Consider the following 18,053-nt stretch of genomic DNA (forward strand, 5'->3'; position numbering starts at 1 on the left):
ATGAAGATAGAACGATACGATATGATAGTAATTGGCGCCGGTCCGGCTGGTTTGTCTGCGGCAATCGAAGCCGCAAAAAAAGGTTTAAAGCCAATTGTGTTTGATGAAAATGCAAAGCCGGGTGGACAGCTTTTTAAACAGATCCATAAATTCTTCGGTTCAAAAGAACATAAGGCAAAAGTACGAGGCTTCAAAATTGGTCAGGAGCTTCTTGCCGAGGCCGAGAAATATGGAGTGGAAGTAGTCTTAAATGCTATTGTAGTTGGTTTATATCCAGAGAAGGAAGTAACCGTAAAAGTCGGAGACAAAGTAAAACATTATAAAGGCGATGCAGTTCTTGTTGCAACAGGTGCAAGCGAAAACATGGTAAATTTTGAGGGATGGACAAAACCTGGTGTAATCGGAGCAGGAGCTGCACCAAGAGTTGGAGGTTATGGTGTTCATGCCGCAAAGATAGCTTGAAAAGCTGAACTGTCCACAGCTGGGAATTTCACATTTTTATGAGTTTTCGCTGAGACAGGGAAAATCACATGAGATGAAAGCAGTTCCGGATGGGAGTATCGATCTGCTTTTCAATATAGGAAGTGATAAAGTTACAACCTATATAAGCGGAACTGTATTTGGTGTGAAGGCATGGAATCTTGGAGATGCAGATACGTGCTTTGGTGTCAGATTTCAGCCGGGTCAGGGAATGGCAAAGATGAATATGCTGCCAAAAATTTTCTCAAAGACCAATAAACACAACGTTCCATGGTTTGGTCAGATGTTTGTAAGTGCAGCGATTCTTATCTTTGGATATTTCAGTGACAGTTCTGCAGATATGATCTCTTTTCTTATCCTGGCAGGTTCGGTATTCTGGATGATTTCATACATACTTGCACACGTTGACGTACTGATTTTCAGAAAACGTCTTCCAAATGCACCGAGAAACTTTAAAGTGCCTTGTGGTATATTATTTCCGGTTATAGGAATTGTTGGAACGGCATATATGATTCTTAATATATCCAGTGATCCACAGGAGCGTATGAATATCTGGCTTTTGACAGGGGCATGCTTTATTGTACTGGAAATATATTCGGCTGTATGGATCAAATTCAAGATGAAGATGAAAGTATTCAAAAGTATCCCGCTCGAAAAAGTCATGGCCATGGAAAATGAGCTTTACTATTATGTACGGAAAAGTAAAGGAATATGGAAATAAGGCAGTTTTTTATAAAGGCAGTATCAATGCAATTGTACTGCCTTTTTTGCTGCTTTCCAGTACTTTGACCAGTCCGCCATGTTGTCTGGCAATTTCATTTACAAGGGCGAGTCCAAGGCCGGCACCGCCCATGGCACGGCTTCTGGACTTGTCCACCCGGAAAAATGGATCAAAGATTCTTTCCTGAAATTCAGGAGGAATACCAATTCCGGTGTCTGTTACCTCAACAAAAGCACAGTCAGTTGAAACAGAAGGGGCAGAGCAGTCAGGCTCTGCTTTTTTTTGTGATATTTTTACAGTCACTTTTCCACTGGGATGATTGTATTTGATGGCATTTTCCACAAGATTATACACAGCCCGGTAGAGAAGCAGATAGCTTCCGATAACGGTACAGTCACCGTCCTTTTGGATCAGTTCGACTTCTTTTTGGTCGGCAACAGAAATCAGATCACAAAATACTTCATCTGTGAGTGCTGCCAGTGAAATAGAATCGGAACGTTCTATGGACTGTATGCCGGTCATATCGAGAAGAACCTCGGACAGGTGAGAAAGCCGCTCGGTCTGTTCCTGGATCATTCTGAAAATTTCCTGATATTCTTCGATATCAGGATTGTTTTTGCGGGCAAAAACCTCCAGATTTGTCTGCATAACGGCAAGCGGTGTCCTGAGTTCATGTGCTGCACTGGCAGAAAACTGTTTCTGTGCGGTAAATGCCTCGTCCAGACGGGAGAGCATCTTGTTGAAGGAGCCTGTCAGATGTGAAATTTCATCATTCGTATCAGGAACTTCAAGAGATTCCGATAAATTCTGAGCTTCTATTTTATTAACCTCGTTACTGAGACTGCGCAGAGGCTGCAGTGCACGCCGACTGATAAAATAAGTGCAGATACTGCTCAGAAGAATGATGATCCCAGTGGCGATGATACTTCTGACACGGAACTGATCTTTGGTTGCCTGTACCTGATCGGAAAGTCCCGAAAATAACGTAGACGGATTAATGTTAAAGGTAATTGGCGTGGAATCGGTTTTGTTGATCCGTACAACATAATCTCCCAGATCTTCGATTCCGGTGACAGCGGAACGACTGATAAAAAAGTACATCAGAACACAGGTAATGGTCATCAGAAGTGTAATGATCAGTGTCAGACGCCATTGCAGAGAAAGCTTTTTTATTGGATTTTTTTTGTTCATTTCAGATCCTCCGTCAGAATATAGCCCTGTCCGATCTTGTTCTGGATCGGGTCATTACCAAGAGCTGTGCGCAGCTTTTTGCGAAGTGCAGAAATATGGACGCGTATAGAATTGCTGAAGCTGTTGACGCTTCCGTCCCAGATATGTTCGATCAGTTCTTCCGGGCTGATGATACGATTCTGGTGAAGCATAAAATATTCCAGCAGTGCGGTTTCTTTCCGGGTGAGAGAAAGTTCTTCGCTGTCAATGGCAGCCTTTCTTGTGCGGGTATCGAAGGTGATGCGTCCGCATTTCAGGCAGATATTTTCCTGAATAAATTTTCGCCGTGTCAGGCTGCGGATCCGGGCTTCCAGTTCCTCGAAGTGAAAGGGCTTTGTCAGATAGTCATTTGCTCCAAGATCAAGTCCTTCTACCTTGTCCTGGATCTGTCCTCTGGCTGAGAGGATCAGAACAGGTGTGGAGGAGTTTATTTCCCGGAATTGCCGCAGGATTTCCAGACCATCTATGCCGGGAAGATTCAGATCCAGAAGAATCAGATCATAATTTTCGGTCAGGCACAATTCCAGTCCCTCATCTCCATCAAAACAGGTATCTGTTTCGTATCCATTCATGCGAAGACCCTCTGCAATCGAGCGGCAGAGCTGTTCTTCATCTTCTATTACTAATATGTGCATAAGAAATCTCCTTTGTCAAATATGATGTCGGGGTTAAAAATGTTTATATGTTACTGTGAACGGAGTGAACAGTAACGTTTATATTGGAACTCTGGTATTATCATATCATGTTCCATATAAAATTCCCGTAAAAAATACAGGAATAAAAAGAAATTTTGATTTTTTTGATTTCTTAACAGAGATTTTATAGACAGGATGATATAATACGGTTACAGTAATCAAAGCGTGTATAATAAAAACACAAAACGATTTATAAATTACAGGACAAATATGAAGGGAGATATAAATATCATGAAATTCAGAATGAAAAAAATAACAGCACTTATGGCAGCAGCAGTATTGGGAGCATCTACATTTGGAAGTGTATCAGTAATGGCAGCAGAAAGTACAGAAGCAATGGCGGTTCCGGCAGACGAAGCGGGAATGGCAGTTGATGGTGAGGCAGTTGCTGCTGATGGCGATGCAATCCCGTCAGACCTGGTGGCAGGTACCTTTAAACCGTCCGAGACGACTGTACCGGTACAGGATTCTTATGAGTATCCATTCCTGGGATTGAATTTTACGATTCCGGAAGAACTGCAGAAGCAGATGAAGGATCAGACGATTGCGATGATCTCCAATGAAGAATGGAATGACAATGCAGATGCAATAAAATATGCGTATTTAAGCTGGAGTGAAATGACAGAAGAACAGAAGAATGCAGAGGTTGATAAGCTTGGTACGGCATATCAAGACTGGTGCAACAGTCTTGCAAAAATCGGAGTGCTCGGCATCTATGACGAGGAATCTCAGAAAAAACTCGATGAGACCACAGGATGTACGGAACACAAAGAGCTTGGAAGTAGCAGCGACGGAAAGTATAAATACTATCTGAGCACTAATAAAGATGCAGACGAAACATTGAGAAAAGAAGTTGAAGAAATTGCTCCGACATTTACAGAGATGACATCATTCCAGCAGCTTTCTGCTTTTGATCAGCCGCAGGACACCAGCAATACAGGTGATTCCACAACTGTAGGAAAGTTTGAGACAAAGGGCATTGACGGAAAGGACTATACAGAAAAAGTATTTAGCGATTATGATCTGACTCTGGTAAACATCTTTACCACCTGGTGTTCTCCATGTGTCAACGAGATTCCGGAACTGGAGAAACTCTATGAAGAGATGAAAGAAAAAGGAGTGGGTGTTGTTGGTGTAGTTCTTGATACAGTAGGAGATGACGGCAAACAGGATGATGCTACAGTGAAAAAAGCCGGTGTTCTTCAGGAAAAGACAAAAGCATCCTATCCATTCCTGATTCCGGATTCTACAATGATGAACGGACGTTTAAATGGAATCTCTGCGTTTCCTGAAACTTTCTTTGTTGACAAAGATGGAAACATCGTAGGTGAGACTTATACAGGAAGTCATTCACTGGAGGAGTGGAAAGAGATTGTAGAAAAAGAATTACAGAATGTTTCCAAATAATGAATGAGCATGGTGAGAAATATGATGAAAAAACTGACAGAAACTAAATGGACAGGAGTTGTTTTGGCTGGAGCGGGAATTCTGATGATAATTTTTGGAATTTACAGAGGCGAGATGTCTGTGGTTTTCACAAAAGCAGTAAATATCTGTATGGAGTGTATTGGAATTGGATAATAAGAAGATAAAAATAAATGAGTGGCCGAGGCATGGAATTCAGGCATTGTGGGCGGCACTTACAAACAGTCATGTTTCCGGATTTGTGACTGGAAAGATTTATACCGGAAAATTGAAAAATGTATGTGTTCCGGGGCTGAACTGCTATTCCTGCCCCGGGGCCACAGGTGCCTGTCCTATTGGTTCCTTTCAGGCAGTGATCGGCAGCTGGAATTTCAAAATGGCATATTATATAGTTGGATTTCTGATTTTTATCGGAGCTCTGCTGGGAAGACTTGTCTGTGGATTCCTCTGTCCGTTTGGACTGATCCAGGATCTTTTGAATAAGATTCCTTTTCCCAAAAAGATTCGGACATTCAGGGGAGATAAGCTGCTTCGTAAACTGAAATATGTGATTCTTCTGGTGTTTGTAGTTTTGATGCCATTATTTGTGGTGGATATTATGGGGCAGGGCTCCCCTTATTTCTGTAAGCTGATCTGTCCGGCAGGTACGCTGGAAGGCGGGCTTCCACTGGTGCTTTTGAATAAATCCATGCGCAGTGCAGTGGGATGGCTCTATGTGTGGAAGAATACGATCCTGGTGATCACAATCATACTCTCCATTATCATTTATCGGCCGTTCTGTAAATATATCTGTCCGTTGGGTGCTTTTTATTCTGTATTTAATAAAGTTTCTGTTTTCCGTTATCGAGTGGATGCAGAAAAATGCGTTCACTGTGGAAAATGTGCAAAAGCATGTCAGATGGAAGTAAATCCGGTGGAAAACCCGAACAGCTTAGAATGTATTCGCTGTGGAAGATGTAAAAAGATCTGTCCGACACAGGCAATTCAGTGTGGGACAAAAAGAAAATAAAATTTTTATATGGGCTTAATATCAGATGATAATCAATATTAAGCTTGTATAACTTCTTTTTTGGTATATAATACTATTAAAATCAAAAAAGAGGAGATTAGTTATGCCAGAAAAACATAAAAGAAAACATCTGACATCCTTTCAGATGATTATTTTAGGTTTTGCAGGAGTGATTCTTTTGGGATCACTCCTGCTTATGTTACCCGTCTCATCTGCGGAGAGAGTTGTAACGCCATTTGATCAGGCACTTTTTACTTCAACTTCTGCTGTATGTGTGACGGGTCTTGTTGTGCAGGACACAGGAAGCTACTGGTCAGGTTTTGGACAGGCAGTGATATTGCTGCTTATACAGACAGGCGGCCTGGGAGTTGTAACGGTTGCCGTTTCGGTGTTTATGCTGTCAGGACGAAAGATATCACTGATGCAGCGAAGTACCATGCAGGATGCCATCTCAGCACCAAAAGTCGGTGGTATTGTCCGCCTGACAAAGTTTATTCTGAGAGGAACGTTTCTGATCGAAGGAATTGGTGCGGTTTTGCTTCTTCCGGTATTTTGCCGTGATTTTGGAATAAAAGGTATATGGATGTCGATTTTTCATTCCATATCGGCCTTTTGTAATGCGGGATTTGATATACTTGGTACCGCAGATAACACTTTTGTATCACTGAGTGGTTATGCTGGAAATTTCTGGTTAAATATAGTGATTATGCTTCTGATTATCATTGGTGGCATTGGTTTTCTTACATGGGATGATGTTTATACGAATAAACGCCGATTTAAACGTTATCGTATGCAGAGCAAGATTATTCTGTTAACGACCGCAATCCTGATTTTTGTCCCGGCGATCTTCTTTTTTGTCTGTGACTTTGGACAGGTATCGATTGGGAAACGGACGCTGTTATCGCTTTTTCAGTCTGTAACGACAAGAACGGCTGGTTTTAATACCGCAGATCTGTCATCGATGACTGAGGCAGGACAGGCGATCATGATACTTCTTATGCTGATCGGAGGATCACCAAGTTCTACAGCAGGTGGTATGAAGACAACGACAGCGGCAGCCCTGCTTTTGAACGCATTTGCGACATTTCGAAGTCGTGAGGATGCGGGTGCTTTTGGAAGAAGATTCGACGGTCAGGTAATAAAAAATGCCGCAACGATAGCAATGCTGTACTTTGTATTGTTTTTCTTTGGAGGAATAACCATCAGTGTTTATGAAGGGCTTTCATTACAGCTTTGTCTGTATGAGGCTGCTTCAGCAGTAGGAACCGTAGGACTTACTCTGGGAATCACACCGGGGCTTCATATTCTGTCACGACTGATACTGATTGTGCTTATGTATCTGGGACGTGTAGGAGGACTGACCCTGATCTATGCAGTATTATCCAGAAGAAATATGAATGCCAAAATGCCATTGGAAAAAATAACAGTTGGATAGAAGAGGAGATAGAATGAAGAATATTTTACTTATTGGTCTTGGACGATTTGGAAAACATATTGCAATGCAGCTGAATGAAATGGGACACGAAATCATGGCAGTGGATATCAATGAGGAGCGAGTCAACAGAATCCTTCCTTTTGTCACCAACGCCCAGATTGGAGACAGTACAGATGCCAGTTTCCTGGAATCACTGGGAATAGGAAATTTTGATATCTGCTTTGTTACCATTGGAGGCAGTTTTCAGAATTCGCTTGAGACAACATCATTATTAAAAGAACTGGGAGCAAATCTGGTAATTTCCCGGGCAGAGCGTGACGTACAGGAAAAATTCCTTTTACGGAATGGTGCAGACAGAGTCGTTTATCCTGAAAAACAGGTGGCAAAATGGTCATCTATCCGTTATGCGGATGATCATATCCTTGACTATATGGAAGTAGATGCGTCTCATGCGATCTTTGAAGTAGCAATCCCAGATGAATGGATTGGAAGATCTGTTGGAGAACTGGATATTCGAAGAAGATATAATATAAATATTCTTGCAGTAAAAAAAGAAAGAGAAGTCAGTGTGACAATTTCTGTAGATACAGTTCTTGAAGCTGACAGTACGCTTCTGGTTCTTGGAGATTATAAAGCAATTCAGAAATTTTTCCACATCTGATAACAGTGCATTAATAGACAGGTGAAAGAAGTGATTTTTAGGAGGAGAGAGGCATGATTTTTGGAATGACATATTTTCAGATATGCCTGTATTTTCTGGTTTATTCTTTTGGCGGCTGGGTTGTTGAAGTTATTTTTCATGCGGTAGCACTTGGAAAGGTTATAAACCGAGGATTTTTGAACGGACCGGTATGCCCTGTGTATGGATTCGGAGTGCTTTCTGTGTTTGCCATGCTCAATACGATTCAGAGTGGCGGACATCAGATGAATGATGCAATGATCTTTCTGTTTGGAATTATCCTTGCAACGGCAGTGGAGCTGATCGCCGGCTGGCTGCTGGATGTATGTTTTCATGCGAGATGGTGGGACTATTCAGATAAGCCGTTCAATTTCCACGGATATATCTGTCTGGAGTTTTCGCTGATCTGGGGACTTGCGATCGTTATGGTAGTAAAGTTTTTTCAGAAATATGTAGAAAGTCAGGCATCCCATACCCCGGCAACCTGGGAGTGGATCGTAATAGCTGTTTTATACGCAGTGTATCTGACAGACTTTATTGTGACGGTAGCAGTTATCCGTGGTCTTAACAAGAAGCTTACCCGACTGGACAAGGTTCGTTCCGATCTGAGAATTGTGAGTGACAGACTCAGTGATACTTTGGCTACGACAACGATTGAGACTGCGCAGAAAGTTGGAGAAGGAAAGGTTCAGGCATCCCTTGCGAGGGCAGAATTCCGTGATGCAACCGCAGCACAGAAAGAAAAATCCATCGAAATGCTCCGAGTGAAGAGAGCAGAGCTCCAGGCACAGTTTGATGAGCTTTCCAATTCTATCACCAACCATACGATCGTTGGTCAGGGGCGTATCATCAAGGCTTTCCCTAAGATGAAACACAGAGACTACTCGGAACTGATCCAGGAGCTGAAGAAAAGACTGTAATTGGTTTTATTTTTCTATCATCTGAATCCTTTTACGGTTATAAACCAGATGCAGATACATGGCATCCTGTGCCCGGAGTGGGTCATGGGATGCTATGGCATCCGCAATCTCACGGTGAGTTTCTATGGTTTCATCATGCAGGGTTCCGCCGGTTGTTTCAACAAAGAGAGGAATAGAACTGTTGATCACAGGAATCAGTCGTGGAACCACAACGTTCTTACTGCTCATAGCGATCGCTGTATGGAATTCGATATCTTTTTGCGTGTGATCCTTATGAGTTTTTAATAATTTTTCAACTTCATCGCAGAGTGCGGTGATTTTTTTTATGTCTTTTTCGTCGGCATGTGTGGCGGCCATCGCTGCAATAGAAGGCTCGAGGAGAAAGCGTACTTCCAGGAGGTCATTAATCAGCTTCTGTTTGTTGCCGATAAAAGTAAAGCCCAGCGGATCTTCCACCATTCCGGGTGAAGAGGCAATGTAGGTACCGGAACCCTGACGGATCGTAACAATATTGCGGGAGGCGAGAAGCTTCATAGCTTCACGGACAGAACTTCTTCCAGCGTTCAGACGCTCAGACAGAATGGTTTCATTAGGTAATTTATCTCCTGGCTGCAGATTCTCTTCTAAAATAAGTTCAATAATGTCTTCAGATATTTTTTGAGGAAGACTTTTCTCTTCAGATGACAGATTCATCATATGATTTACCTCATTTCTAATAGATGTAATTCTTTCTTTCCATGATAATGTTTTTCAATTCCAATGTCAAAATGCTAAAATGCACAAAAATAAATACAAAATTTTAGATAAAATTCCAGTATTGCGTTTTTTGAAAAGAGAATATATGATAAATACATCAGATGAATTCTAGGAAAAATACCTAAAATATCAAAGAAAAGCATAAAAAACAACAAAATAGGTCAGATGAATTCACGAGAGAAACGTAAAACATCAGATGAATCAAGGAGGTTAAAGGAAAAATGGAAGAAACAACTTTTGCGGCGGATCCGATGAGACTGATGATCGCTGCTGCGGTAGGAATTGTAATCCTGCTGATACTGATCATCAAATTTAAGCTTCACCCGGTTCTGTCAATGATGATTTCTGCCATCATCATCGGAGCAGGAGCTGGAATGCCGCTTACGATGATCTCAGACACGGTAGAAAAAGGTGTTGGAAAGACATTGCAGGGAATCGCACTTCTGGTAGGACTGGGTTCCATGTTTGGTGGAATTCTGGAAGTAAGTGGAGGTGCCCAGAGAATAGCGGAGACTCTGATTGGTAAATTCGGTCAGAAGAAAGCCGGATGGGCACTTGGACTCACAGGACTTGTCATTGGTACAACGGTATTCTTTGAGGCTGGTGTTGTGGTACTGATTCCGCTGGTATTCAGTGTTGCAAAACAGACCAAAAAATCTACATTGTATTATGCAATCCCACTTCTTTCAGGTCTGGCAAGTGGATATGCGTTTGTCCCACCGTCTGCAGGATCCGTACTTGTGGCAAATGCACTTGGTGTGAATCTGGGAACCATGATCATGGTAGGAGTTCCAACAGCACTGATCTGTATGATGGTTTCAGGAATCTTCTGGGGAAGCTTTATTGGTAACAAAATCCATACAGAGCTTCCGGCAAATGTGGAAGAGATCAAAGATGATGGAAAAGAACTCCCACCTTTTGGACTGGTCCTGGGAGTGATTCTGATTCCGCTTGTTCTGATCCTTCTCAGTACTTTATCAAAATACATGCCGCTTCCGGCGGGCGTTCAGGATGTTCTTGGATTTATCGGAAAACCATTCCTGGCATTAACAATCGCAACTCTCGCATCCATGTATTTTCTGGGAATTAAAAGAGGATTTACCGGTGCACAGTTGAAGAAGATTCTGGATCATTCACTCAGACCGGTTGGTATGATCCTTCTGGTAATCGCCAGCGGTGGAGTGATCCGATGGATGCTTCAGGATTCCGGTCTTGGAAACATTATCGGACCAGTACTGGAGAAGAGTGGTCTTCCATTGATCCTGATCGCATTTCTGATTGCACTTCTGGTCAGAGCATCTGTAGGAAGTTCCATCGTAGCAATGACAATGGCATCCGGAATTATGGCAACTATGCCGGCAGTAATGGATACGAGTATGATCTACAGAGCTGCGATGTGCTGCGCAATCTGTGGTGGAGCAACAGCACTGAGTCATGTAAATGATGCAGGATTCTGGCTGGTAACATCTTTCCTTGAGATTGATGAAAAGACAACCCTGAAATCCTGGACGATTATGGAGACCTTAATCGGTGTTACGGCACTTATTGTAAGCTTTATTGTTTCAATCTTTGCATAGGAGGCAGAGCACAATGATAAAGATACCGGTTTACCTAAGAGATATGTATGATGCAAAGCATTTAGTACAGGCGGCATCTGGCTGTAAGAAAGATGTAGACCTGATTTGTGGAAGATATATTGTAGATGCAAAATCGATGCTGGGTGTGTTCAGTTTACCGACATTTGATACGGTAGAACTTGGAGTAGAAGAAGAGGACGAAGAGAAGCTCAGAGAAACACTGGAAAGTTTAAATCTTATCAGAGAATAAAAAATGGAGGAAAAAATCATGCAGTTAAAAAGTCAGGAAATGAGAAAACTTGCACCGGAGCTTGATCCGCTGCGTATTGGAACCGGATGGACAAAAGAAGATCTGGGAAAAGTTCAGGTTATGGTTGAGAGTACTTATGGTGACAGTCATCCGGGAAGCGGACATCTGAACATCCTTGTAGAAGAGGTACGCAAAGGAATTGCAGAAGAAGGTGGATTTGGAGCACGTTACCATTGTACAGATATCTGCGACGGTGAAAGTCAGGGAACAGACGGAATCAACTACAGTCTGGCAAGCCGTGAGATGATCGCAAATATGATCGAGATTCATGCAAATGCAACACCGTTTGACGCAGGTGTATATCTTTCAAGCTGTGATAAAGGTGTGCCGGGAAATCTGATTGGACTTGCCAGAGTAAATATCCCGTCTGTATTTGTTCCAGGTGGAACCATGAATGCCGGCCCGGAAATGCTGACTCTGGAACAGCTTGGAATGTACAGCGCAGGATTTGAACGTGGTGAAATTGATGAAGAGAAGCTTGACTGGGCAAAATGTAATGCATGCCCAAGCTGTGGAGCATGTTCCTTTATCGGAACTGCATCTACTATGCAGATCATGGCAGAGGCACTTGGCCTTGCACTTCCGGGTACAGCACTGATGCCGGCAACCAGTCCTGACCTTCTTGACTTTGCAAGAGAAGCAGGAAGACAGGCGGTAAGAATCGCACAGATGGAAAATATGCGTCCTTCTGACATTGTGACCATGGACAGCTTTGAGAATGCAATCTTTGTGCATGCTGCAATTTCAGGAAGCACAAACTGTCTGCTCCATATTCCGGCAATTGCACATGAGTTGGGTATTGAGATTACAGGAGATACTTTTGATAAACTGCACAGAAATGCAAGATACCTTCTGGATGTACGTCCGGCAGGCCGCTGGCCGGCAGAGTGCTTCTACTATGCAGGTGGTGTACCGGCAATCATGGAAGAGATCAAAGAGCATCTTCACCTGGATGTAATGACCGTTACCGGAAAGACATTAGGAGAAAACCTGGAAGAACTGAAGAACAACGGATTTTATGAAAAATGTGATAAATGGCTTCAGGAGTTTAATAAACGTTACAACGTAAATGTTACCAAGGAAGATATTATCCGTCCGTATGACAAAGCCATTGGAACAGATGGAAGCATTGCAGTTCTTCGTGGAAATCTTGCTCCGGAAGGTGCCGTAATCAAACACACTGCATGCCCGAAGGAAATGTTTAAATCTGTTCTTCGTGCGAGACCGTTTGACAGCGAAGAAGAATGTCTGGATGCAGTTCTGAAACATAAGGTTCAGAAGGGTGATGCAGTATTCATCCGCTACGAAGGACCAAAGGGAAGCGGAATGCCGGAAATGTTCTATACTTCTGAGGCAATCAGCAGCGACAAAGAACTTGGAAAGAGCATTGCCCTGATCACTGACGGACGTTTCTCAGGTGCATCTACCGGTCCGGTTATCGGACACTGCAGCCCTGAGGCTGTTGATGGAGGCCCGATCGCACTTGTTGAAGAAGGCGATCTTATCGAAATTGATGTTATGGAAAGAAAACTGAATATCATCGGAATCGCAGGGGAGCGCAAGTCTATGGAAGAAATCGATCAGATTCTTGCAGAAAGACGTAAAAACTGGAAACCACGTGAAATGAAATACAAAAAAGGTGTACTCAGACTTTTCAGTCAGCATGCTGCAAGTCCGATGAAGGGAGCCTATCTGGAGTATTGATTATGAAGCATAAATTTATTACGATTGGCGAGATCATGCTTCGACTGACTCCGCCGGATTATGAAAAAATCAGAACAGCAACATCTTTTGAGGCAAGATACGGGGGAAGTGAGGCCAATGTGGCCCTCTCCCTTGCAAATCTTGGAGTAGATGCATCATTTTTTACAGTAGTTCCGGGAAACAGTCTTGGAAAAAGTGCTGTGCGTATGATGCGAAGCAATGATGTAAATTGTGACAGCGTAATTTATTCAACAGAGGAAGAGACACCTGCACATCGCCTTGGAACCTATTATCTGGAGACAGGTTATGGAATTCGCCCCAGTAAAGTAGTTTATGACAGAAAACACAGCGCCTTTTCGGAGTACGACTTCAGCAAAACAGATGTAAAGAAACTTCTGGAAGGATATACATGGCTTCATTTGAGCGGTATCACTCCTGCACTTGGAAAAAGCTGCAGTGAACTGATCCTGACATGCCTGAAAACAGCAAAAGAAAACGGCATGACAGTCAGCTTTGACGGAAACTTCCGAAGCACCCTGTGGAGCTGGGAAGATGCGAGAGATTTCTGTACTCTCTGCCTTCCATATGTAGATGTTCTTTTTGGGATTGAACCATATCATATCTGGAAAAATGAAGAAGACCACAATGCTGGCGATGTAAAAGATGGTGTTCCATTCCAGCCGGACCGTGATCAGCAGGAAAAAGTTTTTAAAGCTTTTGTGGAGAGATATCCGAATATCAAATGTATTGCAAGACATGTACGTTTTGCATACAGCTGCAGTGAGAACAGTCTTTCCGCATATCTCTGGTTAAATGGAAAAACCTATGAGAGCAAACGCCTGACGTTCCATATCCTTGACCGTGTCGGTGGTGGAGATGCTTTTGTAAGTGGCATCATCTATGCTCTGATGAACGAATATACACCAGATGATATTGTAAACTTTGGTGTTGCGGCAAGTGCAGTGAAGCACACGATCCATGGTGACGGAAATATTACCGATGATGTTTCTCTGATCAGACATGTGATGGAAATGAATTTTGACATTAAAAGATAACATAGTTTTTTGAGTGAAAGGAAATTGAAATGATGGATCTAGCAGAGAAGTTTCAGAAAATCGGAGTTGTTCCGGTAGTAGTACTGGAAGATGTAAAGGATGCAGTTCCGCTTGCAGAGGCACTTGTTGAAGGGGGACTTCCATGTGCAGAAGTTACATTTCGTACTGAGGCAGCGGAAGAATCTATCCGTCTTATGGCAGAGCAGTTTCCGGATATGCTTGTAGGAGCAGGAACTGTTCTTACTAAGGAACAGGTGGATGCAGCTGCAGCAGCAGGTGCAAAGTTCATTGTAAGCCCAGGATTTGATCCAGAGATTGTAGACTACTGTCTGGAAAAAGAAATCCCTGTTTACCCGGGATGTGTTTCACCATCTGAGGTTGCTCAGGCAGTTAAAAGAGGACTTAAGGTTGTAAAATTCTTCCCGGCAGAACCGGCAGGCGGACTTCCGATGATCAAAGCAATGGCTGCTCCTTATGTAGGACTTAAGTTTATGCCGACAGGCGGAATAAATGCAAAAAATCTTGAGGAATATCTTTCCTGCGATAAAATCATCTGCTGTGGTGGAAGCTGGATGGTAAAAGGAGAGCTTGTCAAAGCAGGAGAGTTTGACAAAATCAGAGAACTGACCGCAGAGGCAAGAAAACTGGTTGATTCCATCCGAAAATAATTGGAAATCTTACACATATTCATATTCAGCGAAAAGCAGAGCCTTGTATTAAAACAGGGGTCTGCTTTTTTTTCGATTACAGCAATTTTTTATTCAAATTGCTTTGGTATAGTGAAGGAGAAATCTTGACAAATTCTTCAATCACTATATAATTACTAATGGTAATTAACAAAGGTAACTATATAGGAGCGTGCGATATGACAAACGAAAAAGTTAAGAGAATGCTTGATGCATGTTATCAGGCAAAACGAATACGGGAATTACTTCCGCCACTCCCGCAGGGAGTTATGCCGTCTTATATTCAGTATATGGATACGATCCAGAAACTGGAAAAGCAGGGGATTCAGGTAAAGGTTTCGGATATCAGTAGTGTAATGAATCTGCCGCGTCCGGGAGTGACCAGAACAGTAAAAGAGATGGAAACAAAGGGATATCTTCACAAGTTTGCATCTAAGGAGGATGGACGTGTCACATACATATCCATCACTGACGAGGGAAGAAAATTATCACAGAAATATGACCGAGATTATTTCAGCGAGCTGGCTCTTTCTCTCAGTGACATTTCAGAGGAAGACGCGGATTGTATGATCCAGACTATCGAGAAATTCTATCAGATCATGTGTGAGAGGAGAAAAGAATATGACAAACGATAAAGCAGATTTTACCCGGGGAAGTATCCTGAAAAAGCTGGTCGCGTTCATGATGCCGGTTCTTGGAGCATTAATCCTTCAGGCCATGTATGGTGCGGTTGACCTTCTGGTTGTAGGAAGATTTGGCTCCACATCAGGACTTTCCGCAGTTTCCACCGGAAGTCAGGTATTGAACCTGGTAACTTTTGTGGTAGTTCAGTTTGCAATGGGCATTACTGTTCTGATCGCCCGTTATCTTGGTGAAAAAAGACCGGAGAAAATAGGTGCAGTCATTGGCGGCGGAGCCGTTGTGTTTACAATCATATCTGTAGTATTGTTTTTTGTAATGGTGTGTTTTGCACATCCGATTTCGGTACTTATGCAGGCACCGGCAGAGGCTGTTGATCTGACCTCCAGTTATGTACGGATCTGTGGAGGCGGTATCTTTTTTATTGTGGCTTATAACCTGCTGTCGGCAATTTTCCGTGGTCTGGGCGACAGTAAATCACCGCTTCTTTTCGTGCTGGTTGCATGCATCGTAAATGTAATCGGAGATATGGTTCTGGTAGCCGGATTTCATATGGATGCAGCCGGTGCTGCAATTGCAACGGTCACAGCACAGGCACTTAGCGTAGTATTTGCTGTACTTCTTCTTATCAAAAAAGAACTGCCGTTTACAATTAAAAAGAGTGATTTCAGACTCAATCCACAGTGTAAGAGATTTCTTCAGATTGGATTGCCGCTTGCACTGCAGGAGTTTCTGACTCAGCTTTCTTTCCTTGCACTCTGTGCATTTGTCAACCGACTTGGTCTGGAGGCTTCCTCCGGATATGGAGTTGCCTGCAAGATCGTTAACTTTGCGATGCTTGTACCAAGTTCGCTGATGCAGTCCATGGCATCCTTTGTATCTCAGAATGTGGGAGCGGGCAAGACAAAACGTGCGAAACAGTCCATGTTTACAGGAATCGGAGTTGGGCTGGCGGTCGGATGTCTGGTATTTGTGCTTGTTATGTTTAAAGGCGATGTGGTCGCAGGTATTTTCTCAACAGATGCATCCGTTATCCAGAATGCCTTTGCTTATCTGAAAGGTTTTGCACCGGAAACGATCGTAACTGCAATTTTATTCAGCATGGTTGGTTATTTCAACGGAAATAACAAGACAGTCTGGGTCATGATCCAGGGCCTGGTACAGACACTTCTGGTTCGTCTGCCGCTGGCATATTATATGAGTATTCAGCCAAATGCAAGCCTGACCAGGATTGGTCTGGCAGCACCGGTGGCAACTGTAACAGGAATCATTCTGAATGTGGGATTCTTTGTATATCTGAATCGGGCAAAAAAAACAGCTACTTCTCCATCTTCTTAAGCTCCGGCAGTACGGTACAGAGCATGGTCACAAAGCATATGCTTCCTCCAATTACGTTTGACACTGGTTCAGCGAGGAACACACCTTTTGTTCCCATATGTAAGGCATATGGCATCAGATAGGTAAGCGGAACTACAATAAATACCTTGCGGAGCAGAGAGAAAAAAATCGCGAATTTCTTTTTGTTCAGGGACTTAAATACAGTCTGTCCGATATACTGCAGATCCATAAAAATAAAGGCAGCGAAATACTGTTTTAATGCGATTACGGCATCCTTCAATAAAACCTTATCGGAGCTGAAAATGCGGATCAGTACTTCCGGGATTAAAATGATCATACTCCATGTAAAAGCGGTATAGATAAGAACCATGACTGACAGTATAACACCGGCTTTGCGTACGTGCTTTGGGCGGCATGCACCATAATTGTAGCTCAGGATTGGAGATGCTCCTTCATTCATTGCATGAAGAGGTGTCTCTATCAGCTGGCGTACACTGGAGACGATAGTCATAACAGAGATATAGATATCTCCTCCGGTAACAGAAAGTACATTGTTGCAGCAGATCGTTACAAGACTGTTTGTCAACTGCATGATAAAGCCGGCAGAGCCGAGACTTACAATATCTCTGGCATGACCGGTACACGCAGAAAACTCGTTTTTTCTAAGAAAACGTACTCTTAATTCTGCTTTTTTTGTAAGGAAGAATAAAACAAATGCCGCGGATAAAGACTGAGATAATATGGTGGCAATTGCAGCCCCCTGCACTCCAAAACCAAGGACAAAGATAAACAAAGGATCAAGCAGAAGGTTTGCAACAGCGCCAATGGCAACAGAAAGCATACCGATGGTTGAGTATCCCTGAGCATTGATAAAAGGATTCATTCCAATGGAGATCATGGACGGTAAAGTACCGATCAGGTAGATCATCATATAAGAATAAGCATAGGTCAGAGCATTCTGAGAAGCACCGAATACGGTCAGTATCGGGCGGGCAAACAGAAAGCCGATAAGCATCAGGAAAACACCGCAGGTGCAGAGCATGGAGAAAGAGGTATCCATGATTTGTACGGCAGTGTTTTCCTGTTTTTTTCCTCTGTAAATAGAAAACAGTGGTGCACCGCCGCTTCCAAAGAGGTTTGCGAAGGCAGTGATGATCACGATCAGTGGGAAACAAAGCCCCACTGCACCAAGTGCAGCGGTTCCTACTTCAGGGATTCGTGCAATATAAACACGGTCGACAATGTTATATAACAGGTTTAAAATCTGGGCAACCAGCATGGGCAAGGTGGCTGCCAGAATATTTCCGGTTACGGTTCCGTTTTCGAAATCAATTCTTTTCATTTTGCAGATATTCCTTTAAAAATTATTAATAACTGTTCAAAATCATTATTAT

Annotated in this window: 19 protein-coding genes; 15 read left to right on the forward strand and 4 right to left on the reverse strand. The window is 42.9% G+C overall.

What is annotated here, in order from left to right:
* Together GT674_RS07055 and GT674_RS07060 are read left to right on the forward strand one after the other, a co-directional pair.
* A complete protein-coding gene (locus GT674_RS07055; RefSeq protein WP_330585491.1) occupies positions 1 to 462 on the forward strand; it encodes an NAD(P)/FAD-dependent oxidoreductase in 462 nt (153 codons plus the stop codon).
* A 73-nt stretch (positions 463 to 535) separates the two neighbouring features.
* Entirely contained in the window at positions 536 to 1,201 is a 666-nt protein-coding gene (locus GT674_RS07060) for an amino acid permease (protein ID WP_161285059.1), read from the forward strand.
* A gap of 9 nt (positions 1,202 to 1,210) precedes the next feature.
* Here GT674_RS07060 and GT674_RS07065 read toward each other — a convergent pair whose 3' ends face one another.
* Together GT674_RS07065 and GT674_RS07070 are read right to left on the reverse strand one after the other, a co-directional pair.
* Positions 1,211 to 2,392 (reverse strand): sensor histidine kinase, encoded by a 1,182-nt coding sequence (locus GT674_RS07065; RefSeq protein ID WP_161285060.1) that lies wholly within the window; start codon positions 2,390 to 2,392, stop codon positions 1,211 to 1,213.
* Positions 2,389 to 3,066, reverse strand: coding sequence for a response regulator transcription factor (locus tag GT674_RS07070; RefSeq protein ID WP_161285061.1), 678 nt, complete (start codon positions 3,064 to 3,066; stop codon positions 2,389 to 2,391). Before GT674_RS07070 ends, GT674_RS07065 begins: the two co-directional genes overlap by 4 nt.
* 291 nt (positions 3,067 to 3,357) lie before the next feature.
* Here GT674_RS07070 and GT674_RS07075 point away from each other — a divergent pair, with 291 nt between their 5' ends.
* The 6 genes from GT674_RS07075 to GT674_RS07100 all read left to right on the forward strand — a co-directional run bounded on the left by GT674_RS07075 (position 3,358) and on the right by GT674_RS07100 (position 8,594).
* The gene (locus GT674_RS07075; protein ID WP_161285062.1) at positions 3,358 to 4,533 is read left to right on the forward strand and encodes a TlpA family protein disulfide reductase; all 1,176 of its coding nucleotides are present in this window, start codon (positions 3,358 to 3,360) and stop codon (positions 4,531 to 4,533) included.
* A gap of 21 nt (positions 4,534 to 4,554) precedes the next feature.
* Entirely contained in the window at positions 4,555 to 4,707 is a 153-nt protein-coding gene (locus tag GT674_RS07080; RefSeq protein WP_161285063.1) for a CD1871A family CXXC motif-containing protein, read from the forward strand.
* On the forward strand, positions 4,700 to 5,560 hold the full coding sequence (locus GT674_RS07085; protein WP_179978696.1) for a 4Fe-4S binding protein: 861 nt from the start codon (positions 4,700 to 4,702) through the stop codon (positions 5,558 to 5,560). The genes GT674_RS07080 and GT674_RS07085 overlap by 8 nt, the downstream gene beginning before the upstream one ends.
* Before the next feature lie 70 nt (positions 5,561 to 5,630).
* Entirely contained in the window at positions 5,631 to 6,995 is a 1,365-nt protein-coding gene (locus GT674_RS07090; RefSeq protein ID WP_330585494.1) for a TrkH family potassium uptake protein, read from the forward strand.
* Positions 6,996 to 7,008: 13 nt separating this feature from the next.
* The gene (locus GT674_RS07095; RefSeq protein ID WP_161285065.1) at positions 7,009 to 7,656 is read left to right on the forward strand and encodes a potassium channel family protein; all 648 of its coding nucleotides are present in this window, start codon (positions 7,009 to 7,011) and stop codon (positions 7,654 to 7,656) included.
* A gap of 53 nt (positions 7,657 to 7,709) precedes the next feature.
* A complete protein-coding gene (locus GT674_RS07100; RefSeq protein WP_161285066.1) occupies positions 7,710 to 8,594 on the forward strand; it encodes a putative ABC transporter permease in 885 nt (294 codons plus the stop codon).
* A gap of 6 nt (positions 8,595 to 8,600) precedes the next feature.
* On the opposite strand, the gene GT674_RS07105 is transcribed toward GT674_RS07100, so the two are convergent.
* A complete protein-coding gene (locus GT674_RS07105) occupies positions 8,601 to 9,290 on the reverse strand; it encodes a FadR/GntR family transcriptional regulator (RefSeq protein WP_161285067.1) in 690 nt (229 codons plus the stop codon).
* Between the two features lie 281 nt (positions 9,291 to 9,571).
* Here GT674_RS07105 and GT674_RS07110 point away from each other — a divergent pair, with 281 nt between their 5' ends.
* The 7 genes from GT674_RS07110 to GT674_RS07140 all read left to right on the forward strand — a co-directional run bounded on the left by GT674_RS07110 (position 9,572) and on the right by GT674_RS07140 (position 16,659).
* Positions 9,572 to 10,927, forward strand: a complete 1,356-nt coding sequence (locus tag GT674_RS07110; protein WP_161285068.1) for a GntP family permease — start codon at positions 9,572 to 9,574, stop codon at positions 10,925 to 10,927.
* A 13-nt stretch (positions 10,928 to 10,940) separates the two neighbouring features.
* On the forward strand, positions 10,941 to 11,177 hold the full coding sequence (locus GT674_RS07115; RefSeq protein WP_161285069.1) for an HPr family phosphocarrier protein: 237 nt from the start codon (positions 10,941 to 10,943) through the stop codon (positions 11,175 to 11,177).
* Positions 11,178 to 11,195: 18 nt separating this feature from the next.
* A complete protein-coding gene (gene ilvD / locus GT674_RS07120) occupies positions 11,196 to 12,941 on the forward strand; it encodes a dihydroxy-acid dehydratase (RefSeq protein WP_161285070.1) in 1,746 nt (581 codons plus the stop codon).
* A gap of 2 nt (positions 12,942 to 12,943) precedes the next feature.
* Positions 12,944 to 13,996 (forward strand): sugar kinase, encoded by a 1,053-nt coding sequence (locus tag GT674_RS07125; protein WP_161285071.1) that lies wholly within the window; start codon positions 12,944 to 12,946, stop codon positions 13,994 to 13,996.
* A gap of 29 nt (positions 13,997 to 14,025) precedes the next feature.
* Entirely contained in the window at positions 14,026 to 14,664 is a 639-nt protein-coding gene (gene eda, locus GT674_RS07130; protein ID WP_161285072.1) for a bifunctional 4-hydroxy-2-oxoglutarate aldolase/2-dehydro-3-deoxy-phosphogluconate aldolase, read from the forward strand.
* Between the two features lie 197 nt (positions 14,665 to 14,861).
* Positions 14,862 to 15,317 (forward strand): MarR family winged helix-turn-helix transcriptional regulator, encoded by a 456-nt coding sequence (locus tag GT674_RS07135; protein WP_161285073.1) that lies wholly within the window; start codon positions 14,862 to 14,864, stop codon positions 15,315 to 15,317.
* On the forward strand, positions 15,304 to 16,659 hold the full coding sequence (locus tag GT674_RS07140; protein WP_161285074.1) for an MATE family efflux transporter: 1,356 nt from the start codon (positions 15,304 to 15,306) through the stop codon (positions 16,657 to 16,659). The genes GT674_RS07135 and GT674_RS07140 overlap by 14 nt, the downstream gene beginning before the upstream one ends.
* On the opposite strand, the gene GT674_RS07145 is transcribed toward GT674_RS07140, so the two are convergent.
* Entirely contained in the window at positions 16,640 to 18,001 is a 1,362-nt protein-coding gene (locus tag GT674_RS07145) for an MATE family efflux transporter (RefSeq protein WP_161285075.1), read from the reverse strand. The genes GT674_RS07140 and GT674_RS07145 overlap by 20 nt on opposite strands.
* Positions 18,002 to 18,053: the final 52 nt, after the last annotated feature.

The sequence above is a fragment of the Blautia sp. BIOML-A1 genome (genome assembly GCF_009883055.1).
In the GTDB taxonomy this organism is placed as follows: Bacteria; Bacillota; Clostridia; order Lachnospirales; family Lachnospiraceae; genus Blautia_A.